Source organism: Roseofilum capinflatum BLCC-M114 (assembly GCF_030068505.1).
Lineage (GTDB): Bacteria > Cyanobacteriota > Cyanobacteriia > Cyanobacteriales > Desertifilaceae > Roseofilum > Roseofilum capinflatum.
Genome location: NZ_JAQOSO010000023.1, coordinates 18,746 through 38,417, shown reverse-complemented (window position 1 = coordinate 38,417; position 19,672 = coordinate 18,746). Strand labels below are relative to the sequence as shown.

The following is a 19,672-nucleotide window of genomic DNA, read 5'->3' as shown; positions in this document are numbered from 1 at the left end:
CAGAGGAAATGACCCGATCCTTTCTGTTAACCTCCTTTACGACCTGGAAACCGCACCAGAAGAGTAACTCCTCTGATGATCTCCTGGAGCGCATTGGTGAATGTTATCCGCATCCAGAGCGGTTATTGTTACTGAGAAAACTACCGGTGCATTCCCCACAGGCGATCGCGCAAACCCTGGTGTCTTTGCACTCCTATCAACCGCGTTGGGTGTTGTGTTGCGGCATGGCAGAACAACGCGATCGCCTCAGTATTGAGTCGAATGCGACGCAAGGGGATAAAATTTTAAGACCGGCGATCGACCTAGAACAGCTCATTAAGGGACTCGATCGGGTTTATATTAGCGATTATGCCGGTCGATTTGTCTGTGAAGATCTCTATTATGGGGTCTTAAATGAGATTAAAAGCCTCAATCTCCCCACTCGCGCTCTATTTATCCATGTCCCGATCCTCTGTCCAGACAATGAAGAAGCGGCGATCGACACCTTTTTAGCAATTCTTCATCGTTTGGACAATCAATTGGACAATCAATTGGACAATCAATGAACCCTGCAATAACTTTTCCTCATTCCCTATTCTCTCAACATGCCCGAACTCAAATATGCCCTTGTCCATGAATGGTTAACCCCCTTAGCCACGGGGGGATCGGAACTGGTGGTTAAAGCAATTCTCAAACAGATTGACGCAGATCTGTATGCTCTGATTGACTTTGAATCCACCAACCCCGATAGTTACCTCTATCAGCGCCAGATTGGAACCACGTTTTTACAGCACTTTCCCTTTGCTCGTCGAGGAGTACAAAATTATTTGCCTCTGCTTCCCTTGGCGATCGAGCAACTGGATTTAGGCGACTATGATATTATTCTCTCCTCCTCCCATGCCGTCGCCAAAGGAGTCCTCACCCGTCCGGGACAACTGCATCTGTGTTATTGCCATACCCCCATGCGCTATGCCTGGGATTTAACCTTCGAGTATCTGAAGGAGAGTAAATTGGGGCGAGGTATACCCGGTTGGGTGAGTCGGTATATCCTCCACAAAATGAGGCTGTGGGACGTGATATCCGCCAATCGGGTAGATCAGTTCATTGCCAACTCCAAGCACACTGCAAGGCGAATTTGGCGGTGCTATCGCCGCCAAGCGGAAGTGATTTACCCTCCTATCGATATCGATCGCTTTCCCTTCCAAGCCAAAAAACAGGATTTTTATGTCACCGTCTGCCGTTTGGTCAGCTACAAGCAAGTACGGCTCATGGTGGAAGCATTTAACCAGTTAGGTCGGCATCTGGTGGTCATTGGTACCGGGCCTCAACGGGAAGAACTTGAAGCGATCGCCAAATCCAATATTGAGTTTCTGGGTTTTCAGTCCAATGAGGTCGTCAATCAATACATGAGCGAAGCTAAAGCCTTTGTATATGCTGCTTGTGAAGATTTTGGCATGGCCGTTGTGGAAGCCCAAGCCTGTGGCACTCCCGTCATTGCCTATGGCAAGGGAGGCGCTTTAGAAACGGTTCGCGATTTTCGGGTTCACCCAGAGGGCGCAACCGGGTTATTATTTCCACAGCAAACCCCAGAATCGTTGATAGAAGCGGTGGAGCAGTTTGAGGCATTGGGGCGATCGCCCTTTAACCCCGAACAAATTCATACCCATTCGACCCAGTTTCACCCGAAAGTGTTTGAAGAGCGTTATAGTGATCTACTCAAACGCGCTTATCAAGACTTACAACAGTTCTGATGGGCAAGTTCTTATGGGTATAACTTTCCCGGCCCCGATCCCTAACTTCAGAATAATTGGAATCAAATTCTTCTGATTCGGGGTCAGTGGCTTTATGATTAGGTGTGTGTGGTGTGAAATAGAGGAGTACGATGACTGCTGAGAGTCAATTTATCTCTGGCAAGACTGCTCGGATCTATGTCAAGCGCGGGTTTCGTCCTCAACGATTCAGAGCGAGACATCAGGGTCTATCCATCAGTCTCAACGGAGAGTTTTTTAAACGGGCCTTCGATATTTTCTTCTCGCTGGCTGTTCTCGTCTTGTTTTCCCCGGTTTATTTGGTTCTAACCCTGTTGATTATACTCAATTCTCAGGGATCTGTATTTTACATACAAGAACGAGTGGGAAAAGACTATAGATTGTTTAAATGTATCAAATTCAGAACCATGATTCCCAATGCGGATCGAGTTCTCTCCGAGATGATGGCGGCTTCTCCCCAGATGCGTGAAGAGTTTGAGAATAACTTTAAGCTAAAGCACGATCCGCGTATAACCTGGATTGGTAAGTTTCTCAGAGTCACCAGCTTAGATGAGTTTCCCCAATTCTGGAATGTCCTCAAGGGAGATATGAGTGTCGTCGGCCCCCGTCCCCTGGTTCCGGAAGAACTGCACAAATATGGTAAACATATTGACAAGGTTTTAACCATAAAGCCGGGAATCACGGGGCTGTGGCAGGTATCAGGACGTAATGATATTCCCTACCCTCGGAGAATTCAAATTGACCTGTACTATGTGAATTTCAAGAATTTTTGGATGGATCTCTGGATTGTGATCAAAACCATTGGGGTGGTTATTTTCCCCAAAGGAAATGGAGCTTACTAACCGAGCTTAGATCCAGAAGAGATGCATCAACATAGGGGAGTTCAGGAAAACCTGGACTCCCCTATCTGTATGGGAGTTAGGAACGGATCGATCCGGTTATAGAATTAGAAAATAGTAAAGAAGGAGAACTGAGATCACCTTAAGACCGAAGGGCCAGGTGTTAAGCTAAGTTGGGCATTCTCTGAATGCTCATAGGTTTTAGGGTCGGCATCAGGTACGATTAAACTCTAATTTATACGACGCAAGGAAGATTACCGATGACACAACGTAAGCGATCGCTGATTACTGGAATTACCGGTCAAGATGGTTCCTATCTGAGTGAATTCTTACTCGAAAAGGGGTACGAAGTCCATGGAATCATTCGCCGCAGTTCCTCCTTCAACACCGATCGCATCGATCACATTTACATCGATCCCCATGAAGACGAAGCTCGATTTTTCCTCCACTACGGCGATCTCACCGATGGCACCACCCTCCGCCGGATCTTAGAAGAAATTGAACCCCAGGAAGTCTACAATTTGGGCGCTCAATCCCACGTGCGAGTCAGTTTTGACTCCCCCGAATATACCGTCGATACTGTCGCCATGGGAACCCTGCGGCTCCTAGAAGCCATTCGCGATTACCAACATCGTACTGGCAATCAGGTCAGATTCTACCAAGCTGGCTCATCCGAGATGTTTGGAAAAGTCCAGGAAGTCCCCCAAAAAGAAACCACCCCCTTCTATCCCCGGAGTCCCTACTCCTGCGCTAAAGTCTATGCCCATTGGCAAACCATTAACTACCGGGAATCCTACGATCTCTTTGCCTGTAACGGTATCCTGTTTAACCATGAATCCCCCCGTCGCGGTGAAACCTTTGTGACTCGTAAAATCACCCGTGCGGTCGCTCGGATTACCGCCGGACTGCAAAAGAAACTCTATCTGGGGAATTTAGACGCAAAACGGGACTGGGGCTATGCCAAAGACTATGTACGCGCCATGTGGCTGATGCTTCAGCAAGACCAACCGGATGATTATGTCGTCGCCACCAATGAAACCCACTCCATTCGCGAGTTTCTGGAGATTGCCTTTACCCATGTCGGCTTAACCTGGCAAGATTATGTGGAGTTTGATGAGCGCTATTTACGTCCAGCAGAAGTCGATTTACTCATTGGTGACCCCAGCAAAGCTAAAGAAAAGCTCGGTTGGGAACCCTCTGTTACCTTTGAGGAGCTAGTACAATTAATGGTCGATTCCGATCGAGAAGCGCTGAAAAAAACCAAACAGTTGGGCAACGGATTTGACTAAGGCAAATTGAGGAAAAACGATGACCACCATAGAATTGCAAGATAAACGGATTTTGGTCACGGGGGGCGCGGGGTTTCTCGGTCGTCAGGTGATTGAGCAACTTCAGGCAGCAGGGGCGAATCCTGAACAGATTACCATTGCGCGATCGCGCCAACACGATCTTCGCCAAATGTCCGCCTGCGAAAAAGTTGTCAAAAATCAAGACATCATCATCCACCTGGCAGCCCATGTGGGCGGAATCGGTCTCAACCGAGAAAAACCCGCAGAGCTTTACTACGATAACTTGATGATGGGAACCCAGCTCATCCATTGTGCTTATCAAGCCGGTATCCAAAAGTTTGTCTGTGTAGGAACCATCTGCGCCTATCCTAAATTTACCCCCGTTCCCTTCAAAGAAGAAGACCTCTGGAACGGCTATCCCGAAGAAACCAATGCTCCCTATGGTATTGCCAAAAAAGCCCTCCTAGTGCAGCTTCAATCCTATCGGCAACAATATGGATTTAATGGTATTTTCCTCTTGCCGGTAAACTTGTACGGGCCAGAAGATAACTTCGACCCCAGCAGTTCCCATGTGATTCCCGCCCTCATTCGCAAAGTCTATGAAGCTCAACAACGGGGAGATACGACTCTTCCCGCTTGGGGAGATGGTTCGCCAAGTCGCGAGTTTCTCTATTCCACGGATGCTGCACGGGGAATTGTGATGGCGACTCAGAAGTACAATGACTCTGAGCCAGTCAATTTAGGAACGGGTTACGAAATCACCATCCGCGATCTCGTCGAACTCATTTGTGAGTTAATGGAATTTAAGGGCGAAATTGTTTGGCAAACGGATCAGCCCAATGGTCAACCTCGCCGATGCTTAGATACCCAGCGAGCAAAGGATTGGTTTGGGTTTACGGCAAATATGGAGTTTCGCGAAGGGCTGAAACGAACCATTGACTGGTATCGTACCCATGCAGAGGCCCTCTAGGGTTTCTCGATCCCCCCAACCCTCCAGGGTATGGGGGATTACCTGATTACCTATTACGAGCCTAAAACGCTATATCGTTTTGATTCAAGGAATAATACTTATGAATCCTTTTTTAAAAAATGTAGTAACTTTGACTGCTCTGGCTGCTGTGGTAGATGGTTCTGCTGATGATGAGGAAAAGCAATTGATTGTCGATCGCCTGGCGAATAAACTGGAAGTAGCTCCAGATTTGGTTCATGAAGAACTCGATCTGGCGATCGTCAATGTACAAGATGCAGCCCATGACCCTACCCTGGCGCTCCAGTTAGCCTACAAAGCCTTACGCACCCTCCCCTTCCATCAACAAACCTTCGCTTTTGATGTGGCCAAAGAGGTGATTGATGTTAATGGTGTAGAACCTAATGAAAGTAAGTTTATTTGGGCCTTGTTTCGGTTAGTCTTCCCAGAATCATCAGGAGCAGTGTAGATCGCCAAGAATATCAGCCATCAGACCATCGGCCATGATTGAAATCGTCACAACTAGAGATCGGCAGACCTTCTAGGGTCTTATAAACTGGAGAAAGTTTGAGAATGAGAGACCAACCAACATGAGTAATGGGTTTGTGGCATCTGATTATCCGAATCTGTCGGCGCTAGAAAAGGCGAATTTAAGTCATGCAGTTAATTATAGTCACCTGGGGTCGATCGCCGAAATCTGGCCGATCGCCGCTCAGAAGTTTGGCGATATTGTGGCGCTTGAGGATATTCACAGTAAACAGAAAGTGAGTCTCACCTATCGCCAGATGTGCGAGCAGATGCAACAGGTGGCGATCGCCCTGCAACAGCTTGGCGTGAATCCGGGCGATCGCATTGCTCTATTTGCCGACAATAGCCCCCGATGGTTTGTGGTCGATCAAGGGATTATGATGACCGGAGCAGCCAATGCGGTTCGCTCTTCCCAGGCCGATATTGAGGAACTGCTCTATATTCTCCAAGATAGCGGCAGTAGTTTTCTCATCGTCGAAAATCTCAAAACCCTAGATAAACTTGCTCCTCGCTTAGACTCGATTACCCTACAAGCGATTATCCTGCTCAGTGATGAAGAGCTACCCCACTCTTCTGCTGATGCGCCCTTATATCTCAATTTTGGGCAATTGTGTAATCGCGCCCAAGGGCAATCCTATCAACCTGTAGACCATAATCCCAAGCAATTAGCCACCCTCATTTATACCTCTGGAACTACCGGTAAACCCAAGGGGGCGATGCTCTCCCATGGGAATTTGCTCTATCAAATCAATACTTTGGCGGTGGTGGTGGCTCCCGATCCGGGCGATCGCATCTTGAGCATTCTTCCCTCTTGGCATGTGTACGAGCGCACCATTGAATATTATTTGCTCTCCCAAGGATGTTCCCAAAGGTACACCAGTATCCGTCACTTCAAACAAGACCTCAAGAACTATAAACCCCATTACATGGTGGGTGTGCCTCGGTTGTGGGAATCGATCTATGAAGGCATTCAGAAAGAATTTCGCGAACAGCCCCAGAGTCGGCAAAAATTAATTCAAACCTTTCTCAGCATTTCTGATCAGTATGTGAGTGCCAAACGGATTCAGGAACAACTCGAACTAGAGAACCTCAGCCCCTCTGCGAGTGACCGGCTCTCTGCTACAGTGAAGGCAGCATTACTGGCTCCCTTGCATTATTTAGGCGATCGCCTAATCTATCAAAAAGTGCGACAAGCCACGGGCGGACAGATGAAACAGGTGATTAGTGGAGGCGGTTCCCTGGCCAAACATATCGATAAGTTCTTTGAGATGATTAACTTTGAGATTTTAGTCGGCTATGGTTTAACAGAAACGGCTCCCGTATTGACGGCTCGCAGGTGCGATCGCAATTTACGCGGATCGTCTGGTTTACCCTTACCCGGAACCGAAGTGCGAATCCTCGATCTAGAAACTCGCCAACCCCTTCCTCAAGGAGAAACCGGCGTGATTGTAGCTAGAGGCCCCCAAATTATGCAAGGCTATTATGGCAATATCCAAGCCACCGCCAAAGCCATTGATTCCGATGGCTGGTTTGATACCGGAGACTTAGGCCTCCTGACTCCAGAGGGACAATTGGTGATTACCGGACGGGCAAAAGATACCATTGTCTTGACCAATGGGGAAAATATCGAACCCCAACCCATTGAAGATGCTTGTATCCGCAGTGTGTATATCGATCAAATGATGCTCGTCGGACAAGATCAGCGATCGCTCGGAGCCTTAATTGTCCCCAACCTAGAGAGCCTAGAGAACTGGGTTAAACAACATCATGCCAATGCTGCGGGAATTGCCGAAACCCTCGACGATGGCAGCTTCAAGCTCAACCTTGAGCATCCAGCCATTCAAGACCTATTCCGAGGTGAACTCAACCGAGAAGTCAAAAATCGCCCCGGTTATCGCGCCGATGACCGCATTGGGCCGTTTCGTTTGATTACCGAACCCTTCTCCATCGACAATGGCATGATGACCCAAACCTTGAAAATTAAACGTCCCATTGTGAAAGAACAGTATCGCGATATGATTAACGGGATGTTCACTTAATCATCTTAGAAACAGGATCGCCTGTTTTTGACCCTCAATTGCACTGGACTTACACAAAGTGAATTTGCTAAACATGGATACCCAAAACCTGCTGCTCAAACGACCCGTTCGGATTAAAGTGATTGTGACTCCTCGATGGAAGGAAGAAGTCCAAGAACAACTCCAAAACCAACTCAACCAGATGGATGGACAAATCCAACAGGTAGAGGTGCAGGGCCAGAGCATGATTACGAACATGCAAAATCAAAATCCCCAACAGGTTTCCCAGATTCAAGGCCAGTTGAATCAGAAAAAAAATGAGTTACTGCAACAGAAAAATCAACTTCTAAACCAACTGAATCAGGTACAAACCCTAGAGTTAGACCGGGAAGTTGATCAAGGTCAAATGGATAGTTTCTTTACCATTACCCCAGGAGAAAACCTGATCCAGAAAATGCAGGTGGAAATCGTTCTCCGAGATGGGGTAGTCGAGGAAATCCGAGGGCAGATTTAGCCTAAAACAAGCCAAAAGGTAAGAGGCAATAGGGAAAAACGGTTTTTTCCGATTACCTATTACCGATTACCCATTCCCCATTACCACATTAATTTTTAAGGATAACAGCGCCATGATTCATGAAGTTTTCATGCCTGCCCTCAGTTCCACCATGACTGAAGGGAAAATTGTCTCTTGGGAAAAATCCCCAGGAGACAAAATCGAAAAAGGAGAAACTGTCGTTATTGTCGAGTCAGATAAGGCAGATATGGATGTGGAAGCCTTCTATGAAGGCTATCTCGCCACCATTATTGTAGACGCAGGTGGGGTTGCACCAGTTGGAGATGCGATCGCCCTAATTGCTGAAACCGAAGCCGAAATTGAAACCGCCAAACAACAGGCCAGCAGTTCCACCTCCTCCAGTCCAGCTCCCAGCCCAGCCCCATCTCCAGCCCCAGCTCCCGCGCCAACGGCTGCCGCTCCCACCCCTAGCCCCGCTCCCGCAGCCCAGCCTGCCCGTCGTAATGGCCGTACCATCGCTTCCCCCCGTGCGCGGAAACTGGCCAAAGAATTCAAAGTGGATTTAGCGACCTTAGTGGGTAGTGGCCCCCATGGACGCATTGTGGCCCAAGATGTGGAAGCAGCAGCCGGAACTCCCAGCTCTGCTCTTTCTGCACCCGCTCCTGCTCCGAAGCCCGTCTCTGCACCCTCCCCCACTCCCAAACCGACCGTTACTCCGGGTCAGGTCGTCGGTTTAAATACCTTACAACAGGCAGTCGTCCGTAACATGGTCGCCAGCCTAAGTGTGCCCACATTCCATGTGGCCTACACCATCACCACCGATCAACTCGATGCCCTCTATAAACAGATTAAGTCTAAGGGAGTCACCATGACTGCTCTGCTCGCTAAAGCAGTAGCAGTGGTTCTGGCCAAACATCCCCTCGTTAATGCTGCTTATACCGAGCAAGGGATTCAATATCCATCGAGTATTAATGTTTCCGTAGCCGTAGCCATGGATGACGGTGGGTTAATTACTCCCGTGCTGCAAAATGCCGATCAAATGGATATTTATTCCCTCTCCCGCACCTGGAAGGATCTGGTCGCTCGCTCTCGCACCAAACAATTACAACCGGCAGAATACAATAGCGGAACCTTCACCCTCTCCAATTTGGGAATGTTTGGTGTAGACCAATTTGACGCGATTTTACCCCCCGGTCAAGGGTCAATTCTGGCCATTGGTGCATCGAAACCCCAAGTTGTTGCCATGGACAATGGTTTAATGGGTGTCCGCCGACAAATGAACGTTAATATTACCTGCGATCATCGCATTATTTATGGGGCTGATGCGGCTGCGTTCCTCAAAGATTTGGCGGATTTAATTGAAAATAATCCTGAATCCTTAACGCTTTAGAACTACGTTTACCGCACTGTCCCCTATGAGTGAGGGACATCCCGATCCCCACAACCCCCTGCTTCTAAAGGGGGTTGTAGTCTTGTATAGTTTTGTGCAATTTTACCCCCCATTATCCCACATTTTCCCCTATTTTGCTACAGAATCTCACATTTTCCCACTTTTTCGCTTTTAATACTCTCAAAAATCCCCCCCTAAATCCAACTTTTATAAGGTTGGCAAAGGGAAAATAAGTTGACAAACTTAAGATACTTAGTTTGATAGTTGTACTTTAAATCCAGGAAAATTAACATGGCTTATGTTTCTTTTACGAGGCGAATACGTTTTAAAAATGTTCACGATTGTGGTGACGGAAGTTTCTATGCTACTGTTACGGGAGAAGTAGAGGGCGTTCTTCAAGATCACGGAAGGGCGGGTAGGTACAGCCTCTGTAATGAAGTTTCTGCTACTGCTCAAGGCGGATCTCCAGATATGGCTATGCAGCAAGCAATGAATGACTTGCAATTTAAAGCTCAAGAAGCCCAGAATAATATACAGCAACGTCTAATGGCTAATCTTCGCTAATTTAGTTAGTTAGGTTGGGTGGAGGCAACGAAACCCAACCCCACCATTACAAAACTAAAAATTAAGTTTCCTCGTTCCCAGGTTGTACCGGTTGCACCTGGGAACGCTGATTTAGAGGCGCTGACTCGTTGGCTTTTCTAGGGATACTGCCTCCTGAGTCGTCCGTAACAAACTCCTGCTGCTTCATCAAAGGGGATAATTTCCAGAGGCAGTAGAAAACGTTCCAATCGGTCAATATTTTCTTGGGCACGCGCACTATTTTCAACCCCAAAGCGCAACTCAGCATAAGTAATGGCTGATATGCCCACATCTCCAATAGAATAGGCTCGTAACCGTTCCAAGAGTTTTGGGTCTCTACGGTTAATGGTATAAATACAAATATCTGTATCGAGCAAAATTTTCATCCGATTGGCTCTCGTTCTATCGGCAACGAGCGATCGCGCTCAATCTGAAGATCCTCCGGGAACTCCTGAAGAGCATCAAACATCACTTGCCAAGGACTACTCTCAATAGCCCCAATTAAATCATCTATTTTGTCCGATAAAGGGTGGTCATCCGCCTGGGATTTAGGAAGTTGAGCCATTATCCAAGCTTCAGGAGTCAAACCTTGTTTTTCGACAACTTCTAGCAGGGCGTGGTAAGTTTCCTCAGATAAAGTAATCGTATAGTTTGACATAATTGTACTCAATTCACTCGATCCTATCTTAACCCCTAGCTCCTGATTCGTCATACGGTCAAGAAACCCGGTTTGTTTGCGGGCGATCGCAGCCCAACGACTAGAAATTTTATATCAAATCCTTAAATGGTTGCTACTTTCTGTGTACTGTAGAGACCTGGTGGGTTCGTGCGGGTTTCCGCAAGCGGACATGAATACAAAAATAGTTTTCAGTCTACAAGATTTGGGTAAAACCCGCCCCTACGGTTTTTGGGGGATAGGATTAGGGATGTGTGATAAAATCGAATCTATTTAGCTAGTTTAATAGTTTAACTATGTTGCTTCAGCAAATCAAGGAAAAGCTAGACCAATTCAATGATGAACAGTTAAACCAAGTTGCTGATTTCATTGATTCAATTGAAGCTCAAGAGCGTTATCCGACTGGACAAAATAGGAAGTTGTGGCAAAATACAACGCCAACAGAACGAGCGGAAGAGTTTCGTGATTGGGTTTCTGGACTGGCAAGAACGAATATTAGTTTACCAGATGAAGCGTTTAACCGCGATTCTCTGTACGAAGAATGACAGACTATCTTTTAGATACCAATGTCGTTTTACGCTTGAGTAACCCTGATGATAGACGGCATCATGTAGCCAGAGAAGCGGTGAGGTTACTGCTCAACCAAGGAGATGAATGTTTTTTGACTGCCCAGGTTCTCATTGAGCTTTGGGTAGTGGCAACACGCCCTGTAACAGTTAATGGTTTAGGGTGGACTCCTGAAACAACACACCACATTATTGATGAATTACTCGATCGCTTCCCTTTACTGGAAGAGTCCCCAGAAATATTTTACCATTGGTTAGATCTCGTGACTGGCGATCGCATCCTGGGCAAACGGACGCATGATGCTCGTTTAGTTGCGGTCATGATTTCTCATCATATCACCCATATTCTCACTTTTAATCCTAGGGATTTTATGATTCAATCTACTCTTGTGATAGTAGATCCCCAGGATCTAGTCGTTGGAGAGTAAATGAGTGAAGGTTTACTCTCGTGGGAACCAGAAACCCGGTTTCTAGACAGGGTTGGGGGCGGGTTTTGGGAGTTGATGGGTGGGTGTTTTAGATTTGGGTATAACTTTCTCCAGAATACTGAAGTCAAAAGTATAAAAGAGATTAAATCTGAAAGGTTTGTTTCCAGGTTTGGTGATTGTAATTGAGTTGAATATCAAAGATTTCTTGGGGTTCGGCATTAAATTGGAGTTGTAATCCTCGATCTTGAGAACGGGATAAGGTAGTTAAGAGAGGATTTTGGCGATCGCCGAGTAAAATCAGTTCTAATCCTGGTGGTAAAGTGGGTTGAGCTGCACTCGGATACAGTTGCAGGCGAATATCTATGGATTCATCAACAGCAGCTTGCACTTCTACGACTAAGATCAGATTCAGATCCGCCACACTAATGGGTTGTCCTCGGCGAATGCTTAAGGGAGATGGCACCGATCTAAAGTTATATCCTAGGACTAAATCGGGACTTAAGAGTTCTTCTACTGCTTGCCATCCGGGGGTGATGACTCCCGTTAACCACTCTCCTAATTGAACCATGGGCGCTAAGGGATGAGCTGGTGCTGAAGCGGAGCGCAGATGAAATAAATGCTCCAGTAAGGCTTCTAAGGGTTGTAATTGGTCTAAATTCAGAGTTTCATCGGTAACTTGGGGGACAAAACCGAGGATTTTGGCTTGGCGATCGCCCTCTGCCAGTTCTACAATTACATAACCGATGCGATCGCACCAAACTTCTAAAGGAATGGGGCACACTGTATCTTGTTCGCGCACCGCTCGACATTCTAATTTTCCCAGATTCACCACTTCTAAATCCGCTAAATCCCCGCATAGTCGCATCACCGGATTCCAGCTATCACTGGCTTCTCGGTTGGTTTCTATACCCAGAATTTGTAGAGCATCATCAACCCCTAAAACGGCTAAAGTATTGAGATAAACTTGAGTTGCTTTTTCCGATGTTGGTTGTTCCTGAGCAAACTGATTTGCCCATTGGCGATAGCGCTCCGGAATCGGAAGAATCAGCAGATATTCATCAATCATAGCAGTCATAATCAGTCACCTAATTTGAATTATGTTCTTACCTCTTACCTTTTGCCTTTTGCCTCTTGCCTTATAAATACCCTTCAGATTGTGCAAATTCTCGCAAGCGGGGCAAACATTGACGGGAATAAAAACGACTGAGAGTGTTTTTATCAATGTTGAATTCTTGGGCTAAGTCTTTCCAAGGTGTTTCTGGGGGTAAACGACGCAAAATCAACACTTGGCAGTTGACATCGGGGCGATCGCGCATATAAATTCGTTTTAACTTGCCTCCTGGATCGGTTTGCACCCATTGATGTATTTCTTCCAACACCGGAGGAACTGGAGCAGGAGCAGGTAAGCGATCGATCGGATCGTAGACTTCTCCCTCAGAAGTGCGATAGGCTTGTACTCTGGTTGTTTGTTGCCGAAATCTTTCAATCTGGTTATCCTGTAAGCGACGCTTCAAATAGGCATTAATCCAAGTCATTACCGTCCCTTTTTCGGGATCGTAGACACTACCCGTTGTCGCTTCACAGAGGTTACGACAGACATAAAACCAGGTTTGCTGCAAAGCATCCTCATAGTGAGGAACCTCTTCTTTCCAGAGTTTGCCGGAATGTTGAATCAACTTCACCAATTTGGCTAATCCTTTTTGCCGTTCTAAACTTAGGGGAGGATGGGCACAGGTTTCCTGGATTAACTGTTGCAGCTTCGGGAACAAGGACGCATTCACCCCTGGCTGGTTTTGATCCATCACACACCCTCAACGGTTGATACAGTTACACAAAGTTACACAAATGTTCCTAGTGTGCCACGAAACCTTCTGTTTATCTGTCATCTGTGTAAGCGGATTCACGGCATTTTGTTACAAATCTTCATATTAAATTGGCGTTTACCCTGGTCAGGTCGTTCAACCACTCGATACACTAGGATAGAATTAAAATGATTGACTGCACACCTTAACGTTTAATTTAGACAGTAATGAGTAGCATTAGCCTGCAAAAAGGACAACGCATTTCTTTAGATAAAGTCGCTCCCAACTTGCAAGCCGTGTTTGTGGGTTTGGGATGGGACGTGAAAGCCACGGATACTGGTTATGATTTTGACTTAGATGCCTCTGCATTTCTGTTGGGAGAAAATGAAAAACTGATTTCTGATAAGCACTTTATTTTCTATAACAATAAGGTCAGTCCCGATACTAATAAGTCCATTGAGCATATGGGCGACAATTTAACGGGAGAAGGGGAAGGCGATGATGAAGTCATTATTGTTAACTTACAAAAAGTTCCCCCAGAGATTCATAAAATTGTGTTTACAGTCACTATTCATGAAGCAGATAAGCGCAAACAAAATTTTGGTCAGGTCGAAAATGCCTTTGTGCGCTTGGTAGATGTGTCCACAAAAAATGAACTACTGCGCTATCCTTTGGCTGAGGAGTATTCTATTGAAACGGCCTTAATTATGGCAGAACTGTATCGCCGTGAGGGACAGTGGCGCATGAATGCCGTCGGTTCTGGGTATGAAGGAGGTTTGCAAGCCCTGTTGGATCGGTATCTGTAACTTAAGGATCAAAATCATGGGAATTAACCTAGAAAAAGGACAGCGCATTTCTCTGGAAAAAGCCGCTCCGGGTTTGAAAAATTTGCTCTGTGGATTGGGCTGGGATGTAGCCGAATCTAAGGGGTTATTGGGCTTTTTGAAAATGGGGCCAAATCTGGATTTGGATGCGTCGGTGATCTGTTTAGATGGCCAGGATAAACTTAAAGGAATTACGGATTTGGTTTATTTTGGAAATTTGCGTCATTCTTCCGGAGCAGTTACCCATTTAGGCGATAATTTGACGGGAGCTGGAGATGGGGATGATGAACAGGTTTTAGTGGCTTTAGATCAACTCCCTCCAGCGATTCAAAAATTAGTGTTTGTGGTCAATATTTATGAGTGTTTAGCTCGAAAGCAGGATTTTTCGCAAGTCAAAAATGCGTTTGTACGCTTGGTTGACCGGGCGAATAATCAAGAGATTGCTCGTTATAATCTTTCTGGCTCGAATTATGCGGGAATGACGGGAATGATTATGGCGGAAGTCTATTTGCAAGATGGACAATGGCAAATGACAGCTAAGGGGGAAGGATTTAAGGCGAAAAATTTACAGGAAATTACCGAACGTTATCGGTAGTTTCTGGTAATTTTTGGTGGGTGAGTAAGGGAGGTTAGGGGCGATCGCCAGACAAGCCCCTTTCCTAAAAAGCCATAACCTAAACGCTATAACATAGGGTGCAACGGTTCAGAATCACTTCGGCTTCAGGAGGGTTTTCAGTTGCATGATCAGTATCTTATTCTCGGTCACGTTAGGCTTAGTGTTGATTGGAATTATTGTTTACGCCCTGATCGCGGAAGAGTCAAAAGGGGGTGAGTAGCAGTGAAAATAAGAGTCAAATTAAGAGCGATCGCCATTCGCTTAGGTTTATTTGCCTGTTTATTGGTGATTCTGTGCCAAACCACAACCCATGGCTTCGTCCCCGATAGACCGAAAATTGTTTTTCAATCCTTGCGGGAAAACAATATGTCCATTTATACCATGAATGACGATGGTTCCTATCCTCAGCGTCTCACCCATATTTTGCGCGATGATGGCTTACCCGCTTGGTCACCCGATCGCCGTAAAATTGCCTTTGTCTCCAATCGAGATCTAAATCGGGAAATCTATGTGATGAATGCCGATGGGGGAGATCAACGGCGCTTAACCGTAAATCCCGCTTGGGAATTTTACCCCACTTGGTCGCCCGATGGAGAGCAGATCGCCTTTAGTTCCGATCGCAACGGAAATCAGGATATTTTTATTATGAATGCCGATGGAACCGGGCAAACCAATATTACCCATCATCCAGCCGTGGAGCGATCGCCAGATTGGTCTCCCGATGGCGAGCAAATTCTGTTTACCTCTAACCGCGCTGATGGCAAAAGTTTCCAGATCTATATGATGAATGCCGATGGCTCCAATGTGATTCAATTGAGCGATCGCGAAGGCATTCATCATACCCCCGTTTGGTCTCCCGATGGTCGGTACATTGCCTTTAGTTTTGAATCCTTTGAACTCAAACCCGGTTACTTTACCCGCGATGCCGATATTTATCTCATGAATGCAGACGGAACCAATATTGTAAACTTAACCCGACACCCCGGACGAGACCTAGAACCCACCTGGTCACCCGATGGCTTCAAACTCGCTTTTCGCTCCACTCGCAATGGTTCCGATCTCATTTTTAGTATGAATAGAGATGGATCAAGCGTACAAACCATCACCCAATTCCCCCAAACCGGTGCAGCACCAGATTGGTAATGACCCTCATTCTCTTTTACAAACCCTACAACGTTCTGTGTCAATTCACTGATGAGAATCCTCATACCCAAGGAAAATCAGCCAGAGAAACCTTGAAAGACTATATCCCAGTTCCTGGAGTTTATCCCGTTGGTCGGTTAGACCGGGATAGTGAAGGATTGCTGTTATTAACCAATGATGGCAGATTACAACATCTCCTCTCCCATCCTCGCTATGGTCATCAACGTACCTACTGGGTACAGGTTGAACGAATTCCAGAGGAGGAGGATTTAACTCCCCTACGACAAGGCATGATGCTTAAAGATGGTAAAACTCGACCGGCTCAGGTGCAAATCATCCCACCCCCCGATCTCCCAGAGCGTAACCCCCCCATTCGCAGCCGCAAAACGGTTCCAACAGCTTGGTTGGAAATGACACTCACCGAAGGGCGTAACCGTCAGGTACGGCGGATGACAGCAGCGATCGGATATCCGACATTAAGGTTAGTGCGGGTCTCTTTAGCCGGGTTGAAATTGGAGGGATTAAATCCTGGCCAATGGAGGGAGTTAACGCCGGAAGAAGTCAAGGAAATTAGCCGTAGTGCTGGGCCCTAGGCAATAGGAGGATTCCCTGCCGATCGCTCACATTCTCACATTGTAGCTGGCATAGAATCATGGTATTGTTGATACAATTTTTGCCTGAATACCAACCCCATTAAACTATGGACTTATCCAATAATAATACCGCGAAAAACCTCGAAGCTGCCTTTGGTGGCGAATCAATGGCCAACCGTAAATATTTATTTTTTGCCGAAGTCACCAAAAAGTTAGGCATGACAGAACTGGCTAAACTGTTTAGAGAAACGGCAAATCAGGAAACTGAACATGCTTTTGCCCATTTCCGCTTAATCCATCCCGAACTGGTGGTTGACGATCCCGCATCGTTGACAGAAGAACAAAAAAAGGCGATCGCCTCCCGGTGCTTAGACTTAGCCATTGAAGGGGAAACCTACGAATACACCACCATGTATCCCGAATTTGCTGAAGCAGCAAGAAGCGATCGCGACAGTGACGCAGTAGCTGAATTTGAAGCTCAAACCCAAGAATCCCAAGAACACGCCCAAATCTTCCGTAAAGCAGCCCACAATTTTGGCTTACTCACCAGCATTGAACAGCATCATGCCCGACAATATACGGATGCTCTAAGTGTTTTAGAGGGAGAAACCGTTACCAAAAAAGCCCCCAGCGATCAAGAAGCAACCCAAAAATGGATTTGTCGCCAATGTTCCATGATCTACGATCCCGTCAAAGGCGATCCCGATTCTGGAATTGCTCCAGGAACTCCCTTTGCTGCCATTCCCGATGATTGGACTTGCCCCATCTGTGGAGCGCAGAAAAAGCTATTTGTTCCCTATGAAGAACCTGCCGCAGCTTAGATAGTCTGTAGTGACGTAACCCGATCTGGGGTAGCAGCAGGAGGAGTGCTGACCCCTCAAATCCCAAATGCTACCCTCTGTTTCTGTTTTTGCCGATCGCACTCCTGATAATGGGGTATTCTAAGTGACGATCGCCATAACCGATCTCGACCATACTAATCACGGCAGTGATCTTTTAAGTTAGAGGAAATCCATGACTGAGCCATCTCACGCTACTAAACTTAATCCTAGCTCTAGTTTTAGCGTCAAAATGCGGGTTAAACTCCAAAATCGTACCGGCGCTCTAGCTAGAGTGACTGGGGCAATCGCCTCCGTTGGCGGGAGTTTAGGGGAAATTAATCTTGTAGAACGCACCCTCGATTTTACGCTGCGGGAAATTACGGTTGATGCTGGGTCAACCGAACAAGCGGAGGAAATTGTCCAAGGGATAAAAGTCCTGCCCAATATTGAAGTGCTGGAAGTCTCCGATCAAACGTTCGATCTGCATAAGGGTGGGAAGATTACCATTAATAGCAAAATAGCTATTAAAGGCCAATCTGACTTGGCCATGGCCTACACCCCTGGGGTGGGTCGCATCTGTAAGGCGATCGCCGAAAATCCAGAAAAAGCCTTTGATTTAACCATTAAAAGCAACACCATTGCCATTGTTACCGACGGTAGCGCAGTCTTAGGATTGGGGAATTTGGGCCCCTTGGGCGCTTTGCCAGTGATGGAAGGGAAAGCCATGCTATTTAAGGATTTTGGCGGTCTCGATGCTTTTCCAGTTTGTCTGGATACCCAAGATACAGAAGAAATTATCGCCACGGTTAAACGCATGGCTCCCGTGTTTGGTGGGGTGAACCTGGAAGATATTAGCGCTCCCCGATGCTTTGAAATTGAGCGCCGTTTGAAGAAAGAGTTGGATATTCCCATTTTCCATGATGACCAACATGGAACGGCGATCGTCACTCAAGCCGCCCTCTATAATGCCCTGAAATGGGTGAAAAAGAGCCTAGAAGAGGTACGAATTGTGATTAATGGGGCCGGGGCCGCTGGGGTGGCGATCGCCCATCTGTTACAAGAAGCCGGAGCCAAGAATATTATCCTTTGTGACTCGAAGGGCATTGTCTCTAAGCAACGGTCTGACCTGAATGCAGCCAAACAGGAGTTTGCGGTAGATGAATCGGGATCTTTAGGAGATGCGATGAAAAACACTGATGTGTTTATTGGGGTGAGCGTGCCAGGGGTGCTGACTCCGGGAATGGTGAGTACCATGGCCAAAGATGCGATCGTGTTTGCCATGGCTAACCCCATTCCGGAAATTCAACCGGAATTGGTGACTGATGATGTCGCAGTCATGGCCACTGGACGCAGCGACTATCCCAATCAAATCAATAATGTCTTAGCCTTCCCTGGGGTATTCCGGGGTGCTTTAGATTGCCGCGCTCGCAGCATTACCCGCAAAATGTGCATTGAAGCAGCAGGGGCGATCGCCTCTTTAGTCAGTCCCACCGATCTCAATCCCCATAATATTATTCCTTCTGTATTCGATTCTCGCGTAGCTCCTGCCGTATCTGCGGCAGTTCAACAAGCTGCCCGGGCCGAAGGGGTTGCTAACGGTTAAAAGAGTAGGGAATGGGGATGGGGGAGGATAACCTCTTGCCTATTACCCATTACCCTATTACCCATTATCAAACAGATCCAGATTCAAACTCAATCCGGGTAATATTGACTCGCCAGATAACTCTGTAGGCAAATTTCGCACTTCGACTTCCTTTTGTGGCCGATAAATTTCGACTTGTTGCTGTTGGGGATTAATCAACCATGCCAATTTTACCCCCGCATCCATATATTCCCTCATTTTGGCACGCAACGGTTCCAAACTATCCGTGGCTGACCTTAATTCGATCGCAAAATCCGGCGCAATTGGCGGAAATTTCCGTCGTTGTTCGGCAGTTAAAGCTAAATAGCGTTCCCGGCGAATCCAAGCCACATCTGGGGAACGATCTGCACCATTGGGAAGCTTAAATACAGTCGAGGAACTGAAGGTATAACCCAGGTTAGTATGTCGATTCCAAAGTCCCAAATCAGTGATTAAATCGGCTTCTCGCTTTCCGCTCTCACCTCCTACGGGAGACATAATAATCAGTTCTCCTCTAGTATTTCGTTCAAAGTTCAACTCGCGGTTATTTTGGCACAAGTCATAGAATTGCTCGTCACTGAGGTTAACGGCATCTAAATTTAATGTCAAAGGACTCATAAGCGTATCCTTAACCGGTGGATCAATCACTCAAACGAATACTATTATACCGCTATCGACCTCCCTATTCCTAGCACTGTAACGCCCAG

At 46.7% G+C, this 19,672-nt stretch carries 23 protein-coding genes; 18 read left to right on the top strand and 5 right to left on the bottom strand.

From position 1 onward, the window contains the following. Window positions 1-8: 8 nt before the first annotated feature. The 10 genes from PMG25_RS05530 to PMG25_RS05485 all read left to right on the top strand — a co-directional run bounded on the left by PMG25_RS05530 (window position 9) and on the right by PMG25_RS05485 (window position 9,857). Window positions 9-545, top strand: a complete 537-nt coding sequence (locus tag PMG25_RS05530) for a pyroglutamyl-peptidase I family protein (RefSeq protein ID WP_283765907.1) — start codon at window positions 9-11, stop codon at window positions 543-545. A gap of 39 nt (window positions 546-584) precedes the next feature. After that, complete coding sequence (locus PMG25_RS05525; RefSeq protein ID WP_283765906.1) at window positions 585-1,730, top strand: glycosyltransferase; 1,146 nt, start codon at window positions 585-587, stop codon at window positions 1,728-1,730. 131 nt (window positions 1,731-1,861) lie between these two features. Further along, window positions 1,862-2,590 carry an undecaprenyl-phosphate galactose phosphotransferase family protein gene (locus tag PMG25_RS05520; RefSeq protein ID WP_283765905.1) on the top strand — a complete coding sequence of 243 codons (729 nt, stop codon included), beginning with the start codon at window positions 1,862-1,864 and terminating at the stop codon, window positions 2,588-2,590. Between the two features lie 257 nt (window positions 2,591-2,847). Further along, the gene (gene gmd / locus PMG25_RS05515) at window positions 2,848-3,876 is read left to right on the top strand and encodes a GDP-mannose 4,6-dehydratase (RefSeq protein ID WP_283765904.1); all 1,029 of its coding nucleotides are present in this window, start codon (window positions 2,848-2,850) and stop codon (window positions 3,874-3,876) included. A 19-nt stretch (window positions 3,877-3,895) separates the two neighbouring features. After that, window positions 3,896-4,846, top strand: a complete 951-nt coding sequence (locus tag PMG25_RS05510; RefSeq protein ID WP_283765903.1) for a GDP-L-fucose synthase family protein — start codon at window positions 3,896-3,898, stop codon at window positions 4,844-4,846. Between the two features lie 100 nt (window positions 4,847-4,946). Next, window positions 4,947-5,312 (top strand): hypothetical protein, encoded by a 366-nt coding sequence (locus PMG25_RS05505; protein WP_283765902.1) that lies wholly within the window; start codon window positions 4,947-4,949, stop codon window positions 5,310-5,312. A 121-nt stretch (window positions 5,313-5,433) separates the two neighbouring features. Next, on the top strand, window positions 5,434-7,410 hold the full coding sequence (locus PMG25_RS05500; protein ID WP_283765901.1) for an AMP-dependent synthetase/ligase: 1,977 nt from the start codon (window positions 5,434-5,436) through the stop codon (window positions 7,408-7,410). Between the two features lie 73 nt (window positions 7,411-7,483). Continuing rightward, window positions 7,484-7,903, top strand: coding sequence for a YlqD family protein (locus PMG25_RS05495; protein WP_283765900.1), 420 nt, complete (start codon window positions 7,484-7,486; stop codon window positions 7,901-7,903). Between the two features lie 112 nt (window positions 7,904-8,015). Beyond that, window positions 8,016-9,293: a dihydrolipoamide acetyltransferase family protein gene (locus tag PMG25_RS05490; protein ID WP_283765899.1), complete on the top strand. Its 1,278-nt coding sequence runs from the start codon at window positions 8,016-8,018 to the stop codon at window positions 9,291-9,293. A 291-nt stretch (window positions 9,294-9,584) separates the two neighbouring features. Further along, a complete protein-coding gene (locus PMG25_RS05485) occupies window positions 9,585-9,857 on the top strand; it encodes a hypothetical protein (RefSeq protein ID WP_283765898.1) in 273 nt (90 codons plus the stop codon). A gap of 137 nt (window positions 9,858-9,994) precedes the next feature. Here the strand turns inward: PMG25_RS05485 and PMG25_RS05480 are convergent, their stop codons facing one another. Next, window positions 9,995-10,261 (bottom strand): type II toxin-antitoxin system VapC family toxin, encoded by a 267-nt coding sequence (locus tag PMG25_RS05480; protein WP_283765897.1) that lies wholly within the window; start codon window positions 10,259-10,261, stop codon window positions 9,995-9,997. After that, window positions 10,258-10,533 (bottom strand): AbrB/MazE/SpoVT family DNA-binding domain-containing protein, encoded by a 276-nt coding sequence (locus tag PMG25_RS05475; protein WP_283765896.1) that lies wholly within the window; start codon window positions 10,531-10,533, stop codon window positions 10,258-10,260. Before PMG25_RS05475 ends, PMG25_RS05480 begins: the two co-directional genes overlap by 4 nt. Window positions 10,534-10,847: 314 nt before the next feature. Between PMG25_RS05475 and PMG25_RS05470 the strand changes: the two genes are divergently transcribed. Both PMG25_RS05470 and PMG25_RS05465 read left to right on the top strand, forming a co-directional pair. Next, on the top strand, window positions 10,848-11,096 hold the full coding sequence (locus PMG25_RS05470; protein WP_283765895.1) for a hypothetical protein: 249 nt from the start codon (window positions 10,848-10,850) through the stop codon (window positions 11,094-11,096). Beyond that, window positions 11,093-11,545, top strand: a complete 453-nt coding sequence (locus PMG25_RS05465) for a type II toxin-antitoxin system VapC family toxin (protein WP_283765894.1) — start codon at window positions 11,093-11,095, stop codon at window positions 11,543-11,545. The genes PMG25_RS05470 and PMG25_RS05465 overlap by 4 nt, the downstream gene beginning before the upstream one ends. A 142-nt stretch (window positions 11,546-11,687) precedes the next feature. Here PMG25_RS05465 and PMG25_RS05460 read toward each other — a convergent pair whose 3' ends face one another. Together PMG25_RS05460 and PMG25_RS05455 are read right to left on the bottom strand one after the other, a co-directional pair. Beyond that, window positions 11,688-12,620, bottom strand: a complete 933-nt coding sequence (locus tag PMG25_RS05460) for a DUF1822 family protein (protein ID WP_283765893.1) — start codon at window positions 12,618-12,620, stop codon at window positions 11,688-11,690. Window positions 12,621-12,681: 61 nt separating this feature from the next. Then, complete coding sequence (locus tag PMG25_RS05455; RefSeq protein ID WP_283765892.1) at window positions 12,682-13,347, bottom strand: hypothetical protein; 666 nt, start codon at window positions 13,345-13,347, stop codon at window positions 12,682-12,684. 227 nt (window positions 13,348-13,574) lie between these two features. Between PMG25_RS05455 and PMG25_RS05450 the strand changes: the two genes are divergently transcribed. From PMG25_RS05450 to PMG25_RS05420, 6 genes are all read left to right on the top strand, one after another. Next, window positions 13,575-14,153 (top strand): TerD family protein, encoded by a 579-nt coding sequence (locus PMG25_RS05450; RefSeq protein WP_283765891.1) that lies wholly within the window; start codon window positions 13,575-13,577, stop codon window positions 14,151-14,153. A 16-nt stretch (window positions 14,154-14,169) separates the two neighbouring features. Continuing rightward, complete coding sequence (locus PMG25_RS05445; protein ID WP_283765890.1) at window positions 14,170-14,766, top strand: TerD family protein; 597 nt, start codon at window positions 14,170-14,172, stop codon at window positions 14,764-14,766. A 243-nt stretch (window positions 14,767-15,009) separates the two neighbouring features. Further along, window positions 15,010-15,930 (top strand): DUF5050 domain-containing protein, encoded by a 921-nt coding sequence (locus PMG25_RS05440; protein ID WP_283765889.1) that lies wholly within the window; start codon window positions 15,010-15,012, stop codon window positions 15,928-15,930. Beyond that, window positions 15,930-16,523, top strand: a complete 594-nt coding sequence (locus PMG25_RS05435) for a pseudouridine synthase (RefSeq protein WP_283765888.1) — start codon at window positions 15,930-15,932, stop codon at window positions 16,521-16,523. The genes PMG25_RS05440 and PMG25_RS05435 overlap by 1 nt, the downstream gene beginning before the upstream one ends. A gap of 107 nt (window positions 16,524-16,630) precedes the next feature. Continuing rightward, a complete protein-coding gene (locus PMG25_RS24395) occupies window positions 16,631-17,344 on the top strand; it encodes a rubrerythrin family protein (protein ID WP_347178748.1) in 714 nt (237 codons plus the stop codon). 193 nt (window positions 17,345-17,537) lie between these two features. Next, a complete protein-coding gene (locus PMG25_RS05420; RefSeq protein WP_283765887.1) occupies window positions 17,538-18,947 on the top strand; it encodes an NAD-dependent malic enzyme in 1,410 nt (469 codons plus the stop codon). Between the two features lie 57 nt (window positions 18,948-19,004). Here the strand turns inward: PMG25_RS05420 and PMG25_RS05415 are convergent, their stop codons facing one another. Next, window positions 19,005-19,583 carry a Uma2 family endonuclease gene (locus PMG25_RS05415; protein WP_283765886.1) on the bottom strand — a complete coding sequence of 193 codons (579 nt, stop codon included), beginning with the start codon at window positions 19,581-19,583 and terminating at the stop codon, window positions 19,005-19,007. Between the last annotated feature and the right edge of the window lie 89 nt (window positions 19,584-19,672).